Source organism: Amycolatopsis sp. CA-161197, from assembly GCF_050942255.1.
Lineage (GTDB): Bacteria > Actinomycetota > Actinomycetes > Mycobacteriales > Pseudonocardiaceae > Amycolatopsis.
In genome coordinates, this window is record NZ_CP192059.1 from 3,345,898 (window position 1) to 3,361,551 (window position 15,654).

General features: G+C 72.0%; 13 protein-coding genes. 9 read left to right on the forward strand and 4 right to left on the reverse strand.

The window, feature by feature from the left end; all coding sequences use genetic code 11:
* The first annotated feature begins 2 nt into the window (after nucleotides 1-2).
* The 3 genes from ACQPXB_RS15995 to ACQPXB_RS16005 are packed head-to-tail and all read left to right on the forward strand — an operon-like array spanning nucleotide 3 to nucleotide 4,137.
* On the forward strand, nucleotides 3-824 hold the full coding sequence (locus ACQPXB_RS15995; protein ID WP_386951876.1) for an enoyl-CoA hydratase/isomerase family protein: 822 nt from the start codon (nucleotides 3-5) through the stop codon (nucleotides 822-824).
* Complete coding sequence (locus ACQPXB_RS16000) at nucleotides 821-2,950, forward strand: acetate--CoA ligase family protein (protein ID WP_432852709.1); 2,130 nt, start codon at nucleotides 821-823, stop codon at nucleotides 2,948-2,950. The genes ACQPXB_RS15995 and ACQPXB_RS16000 overlap by 4 nt, the downstream gene beginning before the upstream one ends.
* The gene (locus ACQPXB_RS16005; RefSeq protein ID WP_432852712.1) at nucleotides 2,947-4,137 is read left to right on the forward strand and encodes an amidohydrolase family protein; all 1,191 of its coding nucleotides are present in this window, start codon (nucleotides 2,947-2,949) and stop codon (nucleotides 4,135-4,137) included. Before ACQPXB_RS16000 ends, ACQPXB_RS16005 begins: the two co-directional genes overlap by 4 nt.
* A gap of 6 nt (nucleotides 4,138-4,143) precedes the next feature.
* On the opposite strand, the gene ACQPXB_RS16010 is transcribed toward ACQPXB_RS16005, so the two are convergent.
* Nucleotides 4,144-4,548: a VOC family protein gene (locus tag ACQPXB_RS16010; RefSeq protein WP_432852715.1), complete on the reverse strand. Its 405-nt coding sequence runs from the start codon at nucleotides 4,546-4,548 to the stop codon at nucleotides 4,144-4,146.
* 27 nt (nucleotides 4,549-4,575) lie between these two features.
* Nucleotides 4,576-5,529 carry a helix-turn-helix transcriptional regulator gene (locus ACQPXB_RS16015; RefSeq protein ID WP_432852718.1) on the reverse strand — a complete coding sequence of 318 codons (954 nt, stop codon included), beginning with the start codon at nucleotides 5,527-5,529 and terminating at the stop codon, nucleotides 4,576-4,578.
* A gap of 148 nt (nucleotides 5,530-5,677) precedes the next feature.
* Between ACQPXB_RS16015 and ACQPXB_RS16020 the strand changes: the two genes are divergently transcribed.
* Nucleotides 5,678-6,157 (forward strand): DinB family protein, encoded by a 480-nt coding sequence (locus tag ACQPXB_RS16020; RefSeq protein ID WP_366586508.1) that lies wholly within the window; start codon nucleotides 5,678-5,680, stop codon nucleotides 6,155-6,157.
* Between the two features lie 3 nt (nucleotides 6,158-6,160).
* Here the strand turns inward: ACQPXB_RS16020 and ACQPXB_RS16025 are convergent, their stop codons facing one another.
* Nucleotides 6,161-6,601 (reverse strand): hypothetical protein, encoded by a 441-nt coding sequence (locus ACQPXB_RS16025; RefSeq protein ID WP_432852721.1) that lies wholly within the window; start codon nucleotides 6,599-6,601, stop codon nucleotides 6,161-6,163.
* Between the two features lie 15 nt (nucleotides 6,602-6,616).
* Nucleotides 6,617-7,114, reverse strand: a complete 498-nt coding sequence (locus ACQPXB_RS16030) for a MarR family winged helix-turn-helix transcriptional regulator (protein WP_432852724.1) — start codon at nucleotides 7,112-7,114, stop codon at nucleotides 6,617-6,619.
* Nucleotides 7,115-7,292: 178 nt separating this feature from the next.
* Between ACQPXB_RS16030 and ACQPXB_RS16035 the strand changes: the two genes are divergently transcribed.
* From ACQPXB_RS16035 to ACQPXB_RS16055, 5 genes are all read left to right on the forward strand, one after another.
* Nucleotides 7,293-8,816 (forward strand): carboxylesterase/lipase family protein, encoded by a 1,524-nt coding sequence (locus tag ACQPXB_RS16035; RefSeq protein WP_432852727.1) that lies wholly within the window; start codon nucleotides 7,293-7,295, stop codon nucleotides 8,814-8,816.
* A 117-nt stretch (nucleotides 8,817-8,933) separates the two neighbouring features.
* Nucleotides 8,934-9,497: a sigma factor-like helix-turn-helix DNA-binding protein gene (locus ACQPXB_RS16040; protein WP_432852730.1), complete on the forward strand. Its 564-nt coding sequence runs from the start codon at nucleotides 8,934-8,936 to the stop codon at nucleotides 9,495-9,497.
* Between the two features lie 14 nt (nucleotides 9,498-9,511).
* Entirely contained in the window at nucleotides 9,512-10,096 is a 585-nt protein-coding gene (locus ACQPXB_RS16045) for a hypothetical protein (protein WP_432852733.1), read from the forward strand.
* A 158-nt stretch (nucleotides 10,097-10,254) separates the two neighbouring features.
* A complete protein-coding gene (metH, locus tag ACQPXB_RS16050) occupies nucleotides 10,255-13,854 on the forward strand; it encodes a methionine synthase (RefSeq protein ID WP_366586325.1) in 3,600 nt (1,199 codons plus the stop codon).
* 186 nt (nucleotides 13,855-14,040) lie between these two features.
* Entirely contained in the window at nucleotides 14,041-15,603 is a 1,563-nt protein-coding gene (locus tag ACQPXB_RS16055; RefSeq protein ID WP_386951889.1) for an FMN-binding glutamate synthase family protein, read from the forward strand.
* Nucleotides 15,604-15,654 lie beyond the last annotated feature (51 nt).

Below are 15,654 nucleotides of genomic sequence, written 5' to 3' on the forward strand. Positions count from 1 at the left end.
CGATGCCCGGCACCTACGACCCGTCGACCATGCCGAACGACCTGGAGTTCGTGAAGTACGAGAAGAAGGGCCACGTCGCGTACATCACGATCAACCGGCCCGAGGTGCGCAACGCGCTGCACACCTACACCTATCGCGAGCTGCGCCGCGTGTGGCTCGACATGCAGCGCGACCCCGAGGTGCGGGTCGGCATCCTGACCGGCGAGGGCAAGGCGTTCTGCGCCGGGCGCGACATCAAGTTCCTCGCCGAGTACCAGGCGAAGGGCCAGCAGACGCCGCACGAGGACCCGGCGAACCCCGCGTACTACTGGGGCGGCGGCGGGATGCCGTACGACGCGAACCTCGACAAGCCGCTCATCGCCGCGATCAACGGGTTCGCCGTCGGCGTCGGCCTGACGCTCGTGATGCAGTGCCAGCTGCGCGTGATGGCCGACGACGCGTGGCTCGGCGACCAGCACACCAACGTCGGGCGCCTCGGCTCGCCGCAGGCGAAGTTCCTCGCGCTGCCCCGCGCCACCGCGGCGTTCCTGACGCTGTGCAACGGCCGGCTGACCGCGCAGGACTGCTACAGCCAGGGCATCGTCAACAAGGTCGCCCCGCAGAGCGAGATCATGGCGAAGGCCGAGGAGCTCGCGGCCATGGTGGTGGCGGGTTCGCCGCACGCCGTGCAGGCCGCCACCCGCGTGTACCGGATCTCGTCGCTCAACCCGGCGCTCGACGAGTACACCCGCCAGCTCGACCGCGACGTCGCCGCCACCGACGACTCGAAGGAAGGCAGCCGCGCGTTCGTCGAGCGCCGCGCCCCCGTCTGGCAGAACAAGTGACGCCGCTGCAACGCATCCTGGCCCCGCGTTCGGTCGCGGTGGTCGGGGCGAGCGACCGGCAGGGCAACCGCGGTGGCACGGCGGCGGCCCTCATGCGGAAGTTCGGCTTCGCCGGCGACGTGTACCCGGTGCACCCCACCGCGGAGACCGTCGCCGGCTACCCGGCCGTCCGCTCGATCGGCGAGCTGCCGTCCGGCGTCGACGTGGCGATCATCGGCCTCGGCGCCGCCAACGTGTCCGGGGTCGTGCGCGAGCTGCACGAGGCCGGGATCCCCGGTGCGATCGCGTGGGCCGGCGGGTTCAGCGAGAACGGTCCCGAGGGCGAGCGGCTGCAGGCCGAGCTGGCCGCCACCGTCCGGGAGACCGGCGTGCGGCTGATCGGGCCCAACTGCCTCGGCGTGGTCAACACGGCGATCGGGTTCACGGGCACGTTCGCGACCTGGCTGCGTGGCGCCGACAAGCTGCTGACCAGCGGCATCGCCATGGTCAGCCAGAGCGGCGGGCTTGCGGCCAACGCGCACGCGTGGTCGCAGGAGTCCGGCATCGGTTTCCGGTACATGATCAGCACGGGCAACGAAGTCGACCTCGGGGTCGTCGACCTGCTCGAGACCGTGGTCGAGGACCCGGGCACCGAGATCGTGCTGGCGTACCTGGAAGGCGTGCGCGACGGCCGGCGGTTCGCGAAGATGCTGCGCCGGGCGCGCGAGCTCGGCAAGCCGGTGCTGGTGCTGAAGGTGGGCCACTCGGCCGCGAGCGCGGCGGCCATCGCCGCGCACACCGGAGCGTTGGCCGGCGAGACGCGGGTGTGGGACGCGTTGCTGGAGGCGGAAGGCGCCGTGCAGGTGCATTCCGTGGAGCAGCTGCTCGAGACCGCCGGGTACCTCCACGGCCGCGCGGGGCTGCCGCCGCTGCGGGGCCGCCGGGTCGTGATCATGGGCCACGGCGGGGGTGCCGGGGTGCTGGCGTCCGACCAGTGCGCGTTGGCCGGGCTGGAAGTTCCCGCGCTGTCGGCGGAAACGCGGGCCGCCTTGGCGCCGACGATGCCGGAGATCGCGTCGACGAAGAACCCGGTCGACCTCACGCCCGAGGCGTACGTGCAGGAGAAGTGGCGCTCGCAGCTGTCGTCCACGTTGGCCGCGGTGGCCGCTTCCGGGGAAGCCGATGTGCTGCTGACGCAGTTCAGTGTGGGCGAGATCGTGTACCCCGAGGACATCGCCGGGCCGGTGATCGACCTGCACCGCAAGGGCGAGCTGGCGGTCGCCGTCTACTCGCGCGGCGCGACGGCCGAGGCCGTGAAGCTGTACACGGACGCGGGGCTGCACGTGTTCGACGACCAGCGCGTGGCGGTCGAGACGCTGGGCCTGCTCACGGGTCCGATTCGGACGGACGACGAGGTTTCGCGGACGATCCTGGCTGCCGCGCCGGGGCTGGTGACGCCGGTCGTCGACGCGACGCTGCCCGCCGTGTCGAGTGGTGACGTGGTGGCGGAGCACGAGGTGCACCGGCTGCTGGCAGATGCGGGCTTCGACGTGCTGCGCGGTGAAACCGCCCACTCGGCCGAGGAAGCCGGGGCGCTGGCGGAGAAACTCGGCTTCCCCGTGGTACTGAAAGCGCTCTCTCCGCAGATCACGCATCGTGCGGCGGTCGGCCTGGTGCGCCTGAGTGTCGGCGATCGGGCCACGGCGGAACAGACGTACCGCGAGCTTGCGGCGCGCACGGAGGCGTTGGGCGCGGATCTGCTGGGTGTGCTCGTGCAGCAGTCCGCCGTCGGCGGCACGGAGCTGCTCGTGTCGGGATTCCGCGACCCGGTGTTCGGGCCGGTCGTGTCGTGCGGCGCCGGGGGAGTGGCGACTGAGCTGATCGACGACGTCAGCTTCGCCCTGGCGCCGTTGGACGAAGCCGCGGCGCTGGCGTTGCTGCGGCGGCTGCGGACCACGGGGAAGTCGAAAGGGCTTTCCCTGCAGGACGCGGGCGCGCGGGCGGTGGCGTTCCTCGTGCGGTTCTCCCGGTTCGTCGAAACCCTGCCGTGGCCGGGTTTCGTGCTGGAGCTGAACCCGGTGTCGGTGACCGCCGACCGCGCGGTGGCGCTCGACGGGCTGCTGGTCGTGAGCGAGGCGGGACAGTGACGGATCTGCTGCTGGCCGGTGGTGAAGTGGTCGACGCCGGGGCCGGGCTTTCCGGACGGCTCGACGTGGCCGTGACCGGCTCGGTCATCACGGCGATCGGGCCCGACCTCGATCGCTCCGGCGCCGCGCGCGTGGTGGACGTGACCGGGAGCCTCGTCACGGCGGGGCTCGTCGACCTGCACACGCACGTGTTCGCTCCCGGCTCGGCGCTCAGCGTGGACCCGGACGTCGCCGGCGTGCTCTCGGGTGTCACGACGGTCATCGACGCGGGCAGCTCCGGCGCGGAGAACTTCGCGGAGTTCAAGGCGCTGCTGCCGTCGTGCCGCACGCGAGTGGTGCCGTTCGTCCACATCGGACGACGCGGGCTCGCGGTGAAACCCGACGTGACCACCGGGGCGGACCTCGACCCCGACGGCGTGCGCCGCGTGCTGGCCGAGAACCCCGGCCTGGTGCGGGGGATCAAGGTGCGCATGGTGTCGCCCGCGTTGCAGGGGCCGGGCCTGGACATGCTCCGGACCGCGCGCGCGGTGGCGCGGGAGGCGGGGGTGCCGCTGATGGTGCACGTGGGCGACATCGGCGGCCTGGCCGGCCCGCGCGTCGGCCCGGAGACGCTCGACCTGCTCGACGCCGGCGACATCGTCACGCACGTCTACACCGCCAACCCCGGCGGGGTGCTGGACGCCGAGGGCGTCGTGCTGCCCGAAGCGCTGGCCGCCGCTTCGCGTGGGGTGCTGTTCGACTCGGCGCACGGCTGCAAGAACCTGTCGTTCGACGTCGCCCGCCGGGTGCTCGACCAGGGGATTCCGCTGCACGCGGTGAGCACGGACATGACGCTCACCGGCCACGGCGAGATCGTCTTCAGCCTCACCGAGGTGCTCAGCCGCTACCTCGCGCTGGGCTTCAGCGTGCCCGAGGTGCTCGCCCTGGCCACGGCGGGCCCGGCCGCGGCCGCCGGCATCGCCGACCGCGCGGGCCGTCTCGAGGTCGGGCGCCCGGCCGACCTGTCGGTGCTCGACCTCGTCGCCGGCGACTGGTCGGTCTCCGACTCGGTGGGCGCTTCGCTGCGGCTGGACCGCGCGTTCGTGCCCGTGCTGACCGTGCGCGGCGGCGAGGTGGTGGAGCCGGGGGAGGCGCCGCACGCGTGGGGCTGGGCGCCGACGCCGACGGAGCCCGCGAAGGTGCGCTGACCCGGTTCAGCGCGCGTCGAGGCGCGCTTCGGCGCGGGTGGGCTGGAAGAGCTCGACCGGGTTGGCGGACGGATCCTCGATCAGCACCTGCCGTCCGCCGACCCCGTCGACGACCGGGCCGCGGAACGCCACCCCGGCCGCGCGCAGCCGCGCGACCTCGGCGTCGAGGTCCTCGACCTGCAGCGCGAACCGGTTCCAGCCGCCCGGCTCGGGCACCCGCCCGTCCGGCAGGGCCTGGCCGCCGCCGGGCCCGCCTCCCGGCGCGCTGAGCAGCAGCCGCAGCTCACCGCGGTCGAGCATCGCGAAGGCCGGAGCGGGGTGCATCACCTCGGTGAACCCGAGGTGGTCGCGGTAGAACCCGATCGCGGCGTCGACGTCGTCCACGAAGTAGCGGACGCTGACTGTGGCCATGGCAGCCTCCCGAAGGACTCACGATACCTACGCCCGGCTGAAGCGCGCGCCCCATTCGTGTACGCGTTCCTGCAGTTCCGGTGGTGTCACCACGCGGAAGTCGGCGCCGGTGACGCCGAGGGCGAGCATGGGCCAGTCCAGGGAGTCGGCGGTCATCAGGACCCGGCATTGCCCGCCGTCCAGCTCCTCGACCGTGGTCCACTGGCCGATGCGTTCGCGCACGGTGGTGGCCGGCGCGGCCACGACGACCTCCACCCGGTACGGCCGCGCGACGTTGTCGAGGCCGGCGCGGACGAACTCGGCGGCGTCGGCCGCGGGCAGCTCGCGCGGGCGGAACGGGGCGCCGGTGCCGCGGGGGTCGCTGAGGCGGTCGACGCGGAAGCTGCGCCAGTCGTGGCGGGTGAGGTCGTAGGCGACGAGATACCAGCGGCGGCCCACGGGGACGAGGCGAAGCGGCTCGACGTGCCGGTCGGTCTGCCGGCCACCCGCAGCGGTGTAGGCGAACCGCAGCCGTTCGTTGTCGCGGCACGCCAGGGCGATGGCCGTGAGCACACCGGGGTCGACGCTGGGGCCGGGCGTGCCATTCCAGCCGAGCGGCACGGTCATCGCGCGCAACGCGTCGACGCGCCGGCGCAAGCGGGCCGGCATCACCTGCACCACCTTCGCCAGCACGCGCAGCGACGACTCCGCGATGCCCTCGACCGAACCCTGCGCGGCCGCCTGCAGACCCACCGCGAGCGCCACGGCCTCCTCGTCGTCGACGACCAGCGGCGGCAGCGTCGCGCCCGGCGCGAGCTGGTAGCCGCCGTCGACGCCGCGCTGCGCCTCGACGGGATACCCCAGCTCACGCAGCCGGTCGACGTCGCGGCGCAGCGTGCGGATCGACACCTCCAGGCGACCGGCCAGCTCCTGGCCGGGCCAGTACCGGTGCGTCTGCAGCAACGACAGCAACCGCAGGGTTCGCGAGCTCGTGTTGGCCATGAATCCAGATTCTCTCCTATTGAGGTCACAAAGTGGCCGGAATGGGTTTTACCTTAGGTTTGGCCGCAGACACCGATGAGAGGACGAAGCCGTGAACGAGACCCTGACGACCGCCGTGACCACGGGCGAGCGCGCCGACCTGCTGGCGATGCTGGGCAAGCACCGCCACTTCCTGCGGTTCACCACGCGCGACCTCACCGACGACCAGGCCCGCCGGCGGACCACGGCCAGCGAGCTCACCCTCGGCGGCCTCATCAAGCACGTGGCCTCGGTGGAACGCGGCTGGGCGGAGTTCATCGTGCAGGGCCCGTCGGCCATGCCGGACTTCTCGGAGATGACCGAAGCCGACTTCGCCGAGCGCGCCAACGACTTCACCCTGCTGCCCGGCGAGACGCTGGCCGGCGTGCTGGCCGCCTACGCCGATGTAGCCGCCAAGACCGACGAGCTCGTCGCCACGCTGCCCGACCTGGGCGCGACCCAGCCGCTGCCGAAGGCCCCCTGGTTCGAGGCGAACGCGAGCTGGTCGGCGCGGCGGGTGTTCATGCACATCATCGCCGAGACCGCCCAGCACTCCGGCCACGCCGACATCATCCGCGAGTCCCTGGACGGCGCGAAGAGCATGGGCTGAACCTCAGGCGCGCCGGTAGTGCATTTCGAAGTCGTGCTTCCAGTCTTCGCCCGGCATCGCCATTTCCCACGCGCCGTCGATGCGGGTGCGGTCTGCGCTGAAGGTGCCGGTGAAGCGCTGGCGGAAGTTCAGGGGTGAGAAGTCGGCGGTTTCGCGCAGCAGTGTCCAGACGCCGTCGCGGAAGGTCATCGCGTAGAGGCGGCTCACGCCGCGGGCGTCGTGGTAGTGCTGGGTGAACGTGCCGTCGTCGTGGGCGGCGATGACGGAGAAGCTGTCCGGGGCCTCGGGCACCGGGACTTCGGTGCGCTGCGTGAGGTAGCGGCCGTCGAGGATCGGCTCGAAGACGCACCGGGCGATGGGCGGGGGCTGGTCGGCGGGTGCGTGCGGGAACAGGACGCCGACTGTCCACTCGCCGAGGAACGGGGCCAGGTCGTCGATGCTCACGCGGTGCCTCCAGGGTCAGCCGGTGCGGTCGCCGAAGGATTCCAGGAGCACGCGCAGGGCGTCGGCGAGGGCGGCCTGCGCGGGCGGGTCGAGGGCGTCGAGCACCCGGTGCTCCGTGTCGAGGTGGTCGGGCAGCGCGCGGTCGATCAGCGCCCGGCCTTCGACGGTGAGGGCGACGACGATGCCGCGGCCGTCGGTTTCGCTGCGGCTGCGGGCGATCAGGCCGCGGTCCTCGAGGCGGTCGAGCCGTTGCGTCACGGCGCCGGAGGTGACCATGGCCGTGCGCATCAGCTCGGTCGGAGTGAGGCGGTGGGGCGGGTCGCTGCGGCGCAGCGTGGCGAGCACGTCGAACGACGCCGCGTCGAGGCCGTGCTTGGCGAATGTGCGGGCCAGCTCGGTGTCGATCAGGCGCGACACCCGCTTCAGCCGGCCGATCACGGCCATCGGGGACACGTCGAGGTCCGGGCGCTGCGCAGCCCACTGCGCGAGCACGGAATCCACGTGGTCGGCCATGCCGTCAGCCTAATGGGTGGCTTAGCCGTGAGGTACGTCAGCGATCCGTCGAAGTTGTTTAGTGGTGAGCTACTTTGGCCAGGTGGCCGACTCCCGGACCAGCACCGACACGGTTCGCGGCTCTGCCGCGGGGATCCCGGGCCGTGAAAAAATCTTGGTGGCCGGTATCGTCCGCGCGGTGGCGGAGGCAGGGGCGCGGCGGCGCGGGCTGGCGGTGGTGCTGCTCGTGCTCGCGGTGGCCGCGACGGCGTGCGCGGCTTCGGACGCGGCGATCGGGCGGCTGGGCGAGGTCGTGCGCACGGCGTCGGGCCCGGTCCGCGGCACGGTGACACCGGATCACCGCGTGTTCCAAGGGATTCCGTACGCGGCGCCGCCGGTCGGCGAGCGCCGCTGGCAGCCGCCGGCCCCGCCCGCGTCGTGGACCGCCGAGCGCGACGCCACGGCCCCCGGCCCGCGTTGTCCTCAGGGCACCACGGCCAGCACGAGTGAAGACTGCCTGTACCTCAACGTCTGGACGCCGCCGGTTTCCACGGTGAAACGCCCGGTGCTCGTCTGGATCCACGGCGGCGCCTTCCTCGACGGCGGCGGCGACCGCTACGACGCCACCCGGCTGGCCGTGCGCGGCGGGGTGGTCGTCGTGACGATCAACTACCGCCTGGGAGCGCTGGGTTTCCTCGCCGACCCGGCCCTGGGCGCGCAGCCGGGCAACTACGGTTTCCTCGACCAGCAACAGGCCCTGCACTGGGTCCACGACAACATCGCGGCCTTCGGCGGCGACCCCGACGCCGTGACCATCGCCGGCGAGTCCGCGGGTGGCATGTCGGTGTGCGACCACCTCGTGGCCCCGGGTTCCCGCGGTCTCTTCCGCGCGGCGATCGTCCAAAGTGCTCCGTGCCAGGCCCAGGCCGGCCTTGCCGCGGCGGAAAAGTCCAGTGTGGACTATTCGACGGCCCACGGTTGCGCCGACCGCGCGACGGCCGCCGCCTGCCTGCGTGCGCTTCCGGTGGCGAAGCTGGCCACCGCCCCCGTCTACTACTCGCTGGCCGGCATCGGGATCCCCGGCCCGGCCACCGGTGGCACGGTCCTGCCGGCCGACCCGGTCACGGCCGTCCAGCACGGCTCCGCCGCTCCCGTCCCGGTGCTCATGGGCACCACCCACGACGAGTTCACCTACTTCCTCGCCCAGCAGCTCGCGGCCGGCGCCCCGCCCATCACGCCGGCCGGCTACCCCGCCGCCCTGGCCCGCTACTTCCCCGACGCGACGGCCGTCGCGGCCGAATACCCACCGTCCTCCTTCGGCGGCAACGCCTCCCGCGCCTACGCGGCGGCCGTCACGGACTCGTCCTTCGCCTGCGTCGCCGACCAGCTGTCGCACTCCCTGCCGTCGGTCTGGCGCTACGACTTCACCGACGCCACGTCCCCGGCCGCCACCGGCGTCCCAGCCCCCTTCCCCCTCGGCGCGGCCCACACGTTCGAACTCCCGTACCTCTTCGACCTCGACGGCCACCCCGCCGCTCTCACCCCCGCGCAGAAGTCCCTGTCCGACCAGATGGTCGACGCCTGGGCGGCCTTCGTCCACGGCAGCCCCCTGCCGACGTGGCCGGCCGGCTCGGTCGTCACCCTCGCCGCCGACGGCCTCCACCCCGATCCCGCCTTCGCCACCGACCACCACTGCCCGTTCTGGCACGCGAACACCCCGTGACTCCCTGACGCATCTGCTCTGCGACGCGCGGGTGTTTTCGGTGTCGTTGCACGTTCGGCCCCCTGCCGCGCTCCTACTGTCGAACGGCTTGCGCAGGGGAGGGGGAGCGACAGCAGGATGACGGAGCAGACGCCCGTGCCGGACCGGCTCGGGGCCACCGGCGGCGAGTTCGGCGATGCACTGCGGCAGCCGGCCGGCCCCACGTCGGCGAACATCCTCCGCGCGGGGAGCGCGGACATCGTCGCGGCGGCGGCGAAGGGGGACCGGGAGGCGGTTCGACAAGTTCTGTCGGCCGCACGACACGTCGCGGTGCGGTATTGCCGGGCGCGGATCGGGCGGCAGGACGGCACCTTCGCGGCCGCCGACAGTGCCGCGAACGAAGTCTGCGCGGCGGTGCTGCGGGCGTTGCCGTCGCAGGTCGGTGCCGAGCGCTCGTTGCTCGGTTTGGTGTGTGCCCTCGCGCGGGGAGAAGTCGACCACGTCGGGCGCGAAACGCGGCGGGAGGCGCTCGACCCCATGCGGGTCCTGCCCGACCGGCAGCGTGAGATCCTCGTCCTTCGCGTCATCATCGGGCTGTCCGCCGAAGAGACCGCCGAGGCGCTGGGCCTCACCGCCGGCGCGGTCCGGGTGCAGCAGCACCGGGCGCTCGGCCGGTTGCGCAAGGCGCTCAACCCCGGCTGAGGCACCATGGCCCCATGACCGTCACCGCCGCCGAGCTCGGCCGGGCGCTGGAAAGCGTCGAGAGCACCCTCCGGCCCACCGGCGCCCGGGACTGGACCGCCAGAGCCGGCAAGCTCGACTGGGACTGCCACCAGACCGCGGAGCACGTCGGGGACGTCCTGATGTCCTACGCGGCCCAGGTGGTCAGCCTGCCGCAGGACCACTACGTGCGGTTCCTCGCCAAGGCCGACGAAGGGGCCACGCCACAAGAACTCCTGGAGTTCGCCCTCACCGGCGGCCGCCTGCTCCAAGCGGCCGTGAGCGCGAGCAAGGAGGACGCCCGCGCCTACCACCCGACCGGGAACGCCGATCCCGCCGGCTTCGCCGCCATGGGCTGCGCCGAGCTGCTGCTGCACGGCGAGGACCTGGCGACCGGCCTGGGCACCCGGCTCGACCCGCCGCGTGAGGTCTGCGCGAACGTCGTCGCGCGGCTGTTCCCCGGCGAGGCGCCGGCGTCCGATCCGTGGGACGGTCTCCGGTGGTGCGCGGGCCGCATCGCCTTGCCGGGCAGGTCACGGCGGGCGGAGTGGAAGTGGCGGGGTGCGCCGCCGGGGGAATGACCGTCCCGGAGTGTGAACGGTGGCTGCCTGTAACAAGGGGATCCGGTAGTCTCGACTACCGAGGTCGAGAGGCGCTGCAACGGACCACGTGAGTCCGCCACGCTCGGCCGGCTCCACCGTGAACCGAAGGGCGCCTCCGTGACTACGACGGAGGTGGCATGACCCAGCAGCTGCGAGACTTGCTCGACCAGCGCATTGCCGTGCTGGACGGCGCATGGGGCACGATGCTGCAGGGCGCCGGTCTGACGCCCGAGGACTACCGCGACGAGTGGCTCGAGGGACACCCCAAGGACGTCACCGGCGACCCGGACCTGCTGAACCTCACCCGGCCCGACGTGATCCTCGACGTCCACCGCCAGTACCTGGCCGCGGGCGCGGACATCACGACCACCAACACCTTCACGGCCACCAGCATCGGCCAGGCCGACTACGGCCTCCAGGACCACGTCCGCGAGATGAACCTGCGCGCGGCCGCCCTGGCGCGCCAGGCGGCCGACGAGTTCGGCGGCCGCTTCGTGGCCGGCTCGATCGGCCCGCTCAACGTCACGCTGTCCCTCTCGCCGCGCGTCGAGGACCCGGCGTTCCGCGCGGTGACGTTCGAGGAGGTCAAGGCCTCCTACGCCGAGCAGATCCAGGCGCTCGCCGACGGCGGTGTCGACCTGCTGCTCATCGAGACGATCTTCGACACCCTCAACGCCAAGGCCGCCATCACGGCCGCGCGCGAGGTCGCGCCGCACCTGCCGCTGTGGATCTCCGTGACGATCGTGGACCTGTCGGGCCGCACGCTCTCGGGTCAGACCGTCGAGGCGTTCTGGAGCTCCATCGCCCACGCGGAACCGCTGGTCGTCGGCGTGAACTGTTCGCTCGGTGCCGCCGAGATGCGCCCGCACGTCGAAGAGCTGGCGAAGATCGCGGGCACCTACACCGCGTGCCACCCCAACGCCGGCCTGCCCAACGCGTTCGGCGGCTACGACCAGACGCCCGACGAGACCGGCGGCATGCTCGGCGAGTTCGCGGGCGAGGGCATGGTCAACATCGTCGGCGGCTGCTGCGGCACCACGCCCGCGCACATCGCGAAGATCGCCGAAGCCGTGCAGGGCCTGGCACCGCGCGAGGTGCCCGAGCCGGCGCACCGCTCGCGCTTCAGCGGGCTGGAGCCGTTCACGATCGGCGAGGACACCGGTTTCGTGATGATCGGCGAGCGCACCAACGTCACCGGGTCCGCGAAGTTCCGCCGCCTCATCGAGGGCGACAACCACCAGGCCGCGGTCGACGTCGCGCTGGAGCAGGTGCGCGGCGGCGCCAACCTGCTCGACGTGAACATGGACGCCGACCTGCTCGAGTCCGAGCAGGCGATGACCACGTTCCTCAACCTCATCGCCACCGAGCCCGAGGTCGCGCGCATCCCGGTGATGATCGACAGCTCGCGCTGGAGCGTGCTCGAAGCCGGCCTGCGGTGCGTGCAGGGCAAGGGCGTGGTCAACTCCATCAGCCTCAAGGAGGGCGAAGGCCCGTTCCTGGAGCAGGCCCGCCGCATCCGCGACTACGGCGCCGGGGTCGTGGTGATGGCCTTCGACGAGAAGGGCCAGGCCGACACCGCGCAGCGCAAGGTGGACATCTGCGCCCGCGCCTACGACCTGCTCACGCAGCAGGCCGGGTTCGCGGGCGAGGACATCATCTTCGACCCCAACGTGCTGGCCGTCGCCACCGGCATCAGTGAGCACAACGGCTACGCCAAGGCCTTCATCGAGGCCCTGCCGCAGATCAAGGAACGCTGCCCCGGCGCGCACACGTCCGGCGGCATCTCGAACCTGTCGTTCTCCTTCCGCGGCAACGACGTGGTGCGTGAGGCGATGCACTCGGCGTTCCTGTTCCACGCCGTGCGCGCGGGGCTCGACATGGGCATCGTCAACGCGGGCCAGCTCGCCGTCTACGAGGACATCCCGAAGGACCTGCTGGAGCTCGTCGAGGACGTGCTCTTCGACCGGCGCGAGGACGCGACCGACCGGCTCGTCGAGTTCGCCGACACGGTGAAGGGCAGCGGCACCAAGCGCGTCGTGGACCTGTCGTGGCGCGAAGGCCCGGTCACCGAACGGCTCTCGCACGCGCTCGTGCACGGCATCGTCGACTTCATCGAGGCCGACACCGAAGAGGCGCGTCAGCAGTTCGACCGGCCGCTCGAGGTGATCGAGGGCCCGCTGATGGACGGCATGAAGATCGTCGGCGACCTGTTCGGCTCCGGCAAGATGTTCCTGCCGCAGGTCGTGAAGAGCGCCCGCGTGATGAAGCGGTCCGTGGCCTACCTCGAGCCGTACATGGAGGCGGAGAAGGAGAAGATGCGCCTCGAAGGCCGCATCGACACCTCCCGCGGCCAGGGCAAGGTCGTGCTCGCCACGGTGAAGGGCGACGTGCACGACATCGGCAAGAACATCGTCGGCGTGGTGCTGGGCTGCAACAACTACGAGGTGATCGACCTCGGCGTGATGGTCCCGGCCGCGCAGATCCTGGACACGGCGGTGGCCGAGAGCGCCGACGTGATCGGGCTTTCCGGGCTGATCACGCCCTCGCTCGACGAGATGGTCAGCGTGGCCACGGAAATGCAGCGCCGCGGGCTGAAGCTGCCGCTGCTCATCGGCGGCGCCACCACCTCGAAGCAGCACACGGCGGTGAAGATCGCGCCGGTCTACGACCACACCACCGTGCACGTGCTCGACGCGTCGCGCGTGGTGGGCGTGGTGTCCGACCTGCTCGACACCGACCGTTCCGACGTGCTCGACGCCGCCAACCGCGCCGAGCAGCAGCGCCTGCGCGAGCAGCACGAGAACCGCCACGCGACGCCGTTGCTCACCGTCGAGCAGGCCCGCGCGAACCGCGAGGAGGTGTCGTTCGACGACGTGCCCGTGCCGGAGTTCACCGGCGTGCGCGTGGTCGAGCCGACGATCGCCGAGCTGCGCGAGATGGTCGACTGGCAGTTCCTGTTCCTGGCCTGGGAGCTCAAGGGCAAGTACCCGGCGATCCTGGAGCAGCCCGTCGCGCGCGAGCTCTTCGACGACGCGACCGCGCTGCTCGACGAGATCATCGCCAACGGCTCCTTCACCGCCCGCGGCGCGTACGGCTACTGGCCCGCCCATGCCGAGGGCGACGACATCCTGCTGGACGGCGAGTACGCGGGCCGCGGTTTCCCCATGCTGCGCCAGCAGACGAAGAAGCCCGAAGGCCGCGCCAACCGCTGCCTGGCCGACTACCTCGCGCCTTCCGGCGACCACCTCGGCGGCTTCGCCGTGGCCATCCACGGCGCCGAGGAGCTGGCCCACCACTACGAAGCCGAGCACGACGATTACCGCGCCATCATGGTCAAGGCCCTGGCCGACCGCCTGGCCGAGGCGTTCGCCGAGTACATCCACCTGGAGGCCCGCCGCCGCTGGTTCGAGCCCGACGCGCAGCCGAAGCTGGAAGACCTGCACGCCGAACGCTTCCGCGGCATCCGCCCGGCGCTGGGCTACCCCGCGAGCCCCGACCACAGCGAGAAAAAGGACCTCTTCGACCTGCTCGGCGCCCGCGAGCTCGGCATCGGCCTCACCGAGTCCTACGCGATGACCCCGGCCGCCGCCGTCAGCGGCCTGATCTTCGCGCACCCCGAGTCCCGCTACTTCACCGTCGGACGCCTCGGCCGCGACCAGGTCGAGGACTACGCGCGCCGGCGCGGCCTGGACCTCGACGAGGTCGAGCGGTGGCTGCGGCCGAACCTCGCGTACTGACCCGGAACCACGGCCGGCGCGGGGTGCCCCGCGTCGGCCGTGTCCGGTTCCGGTAGTCCGAACGGGCGCGAACGGGACGAAACAACCTGGCGCAGCGCCCGGAAAGGCAGCCCGGACCTGCGCAAAGGCGGTGCTGCGGTTACCTTTTCCCCCGTGCGTGGATTGAGTGCGGTGAGGTTCGGGGCGGTGGCGCTCCTCGTGGTGGTCGCGGCGGGCGCTGTGGTGTCGGCGGCCGGCAACGCGTGGTGGTGGTTCCTCGCCGGGCCGCTGCTGGTGCCGGCGGTGGTCGGGGTGTACGACTTGGTGCAGCGCAAGCATTCGGTGCTGCGCAACTACCCCGTGCTAGGCCACGCGCGGTTCCTGCTGGAGGCGATCCGTCCGGAGCTGCAGCAGTACTTCATCGAGCGCAACTTCGACGGGCGCCCGTACGACCGCGACGTGCGCAACATCGTCTACCAGCGCGCGAAGGGCACCGTCGCGGAGGAACCGTTCGGCACCGAGCGCGACGTGTACGCCGACGGCTACGAGTTCCTCGTGCCCTCCATGGCGCCGGTCAAGCAGGTCGAGACGCCGCCGCGCGTGCGGATCGGCGGGCCGGACTGCACGAAGCCGTACGACATGGCGTTGCTGAACGTGTCGGCGATGAGTTTCGGCAGCCTGTCCGCCAACGCGATCCTCGCGCTCAGCAAGGGCGCCGCGCTCGGCGGGTTCGCGCACGACACGGGCGAGGGCGGCCTGTCGGAGTACCACCTGCGCGGCGGGGGAGACCTGATCTGGGAGGTCGGCACCGGCTACTTCGGCTGCCGCACCTCCGACGGCGACTTCGACCCGGCCGTGTTCGCCGACAAAGCGCAGCACGACAACGTGAAGTGCGTGTCGCTCAAGCTTTCCCAGGGTGCGAAGCCCGGGATCGGCGGCGTGCTGCCGGGGTCGAAGGTCAACGCCGAGATCGCCCGGGTGCGTGAGGTGCCGATCGGGCAGACCGTGATTTCCCCGCCGTACCACCGCGTCTTCTCCACGCCGCGCGAGCTGGTGCACTTCGTCGCGCGCATGCGTGAGCTCTCGGGCGGCAAGCCCACCGGTTTCAAGCTGTGCGTGGGCTCTCGGCGGCAGGTGCTGGCGCTGTGCAAGGCGATGGCGGACGAGAACGTCACGCCCGACTTCATCGTCGTCGACGGTTCCGAAGGTGGCACCGGCGCCGCGCCGCTGGAGTTCGCCGACCACCTCGGCACGCCGCTGACCGAAGGCCTCATCACCGTCCACAACGCACTCGTCGGCACCGGCCTGCGCGACCGCATCCGCTTGGGCGCCAGCGGAAAGGTCGCCACGGGCGCCGACCTCGTGAAGCGGCTGATCCAAGGCGCCGACTACACCAACGCCGCGCGGGCGATGATGTTCGCCGTCGGGTGCATCCAGTCGCAGCGCTGCCACACCAACAAGTGCCCGGTCGGCGTCGCGACGCAGGACCCGCGGCGCGGGCGCGCGCTCGACGTCGGGGACAAGTCGCAGCGGGTGCAGCGCTACCAGCACTCGACCGTCGCCGGGGCGCTGCAGATCATGGCCGCGATGGGCGTGTCCGACCCGGCCGACCTCGCGCCGCACCAGCTGCGCCGCCGCCTCGACCCGCACGTGGTGCGCTCCTACGCCGAGCTGTACGAGTGGCTGGAGCCGGGGCAGCTGCTCGCCGAGCCGCCCGAGGAGTGGGCCGTCGACTGGAAGGCCGCGGACCCCGACCGGTTCACCGTGTAGCGGGACACTCCGGCATGTCCGGCACAGGCCGCACGATGCCGCCGGGCTAGG

What these genes read in the sequence shown, in the direction of transcription:
- ACQPXB_RS15995 (WP_386951876.1), top strand. Translation starts at nt 3, where the DNA reads ATGCCCGGCACCTACGACCCGTCGACCATGCCGAACGACCTGGAGTTC.
- ACQPXB_RS16010 (WP_432852715.1), bottom strand. Translation starts at nt 4,548, where the DNA reads ATGGCCACAGTCAGCGTCCGCTACTTCGTGGACGACGTCGACGCCGCG.
- ACQPXB_RS16015 (WP_432852718.1), bottom strand. Translation starts at nt 5,529, where the DNA reads ATGGCCAACACGAGCTCGCGAACCCTGCGGTTGCTGTCGTTGCTGCAG.
- ACQPXB_RS16020 (WP_366586508.1), top strand. Translation starts at nt 5,678, where the DNA reads ATGCTGGGCAAGCACCGCCACTTCCTGCGGTTCACCACGCGCGACCTC.
- ACQPXB_RS16030 (WP_432852724.1), bottom strand. Translation starts at nt 7,114, where the DNA reads ATGGCCGACCACGTGGATTCCGTGCTCGCGCAGTGGGCTGCGCAGCGC.
- ACQPXB_RS16040 (WP_432852730.1), top strand. Translation starts at nt 8,934, where the DNA reads ATGACGGAGCAGACGCCCGTGCCGGACCGGCTCGGGGCCACCGGCGGC.
- ACQPXB_RS16045 (WP_432852733.1), top strand. Translation starts at nt 9,512, where the DNA reads ATGACCGTCACCGCCGCCGAGCTCGGCCGGGCGCTGGAAAGCGTCGAG.
- metH (WP_366586325.1), top strand. Translation starts at nt 10,255, where the DNA reads ATGACCCAGCAGCTGCGAGACTTGCTCGACCAGCGCATTGCCGTGCTG.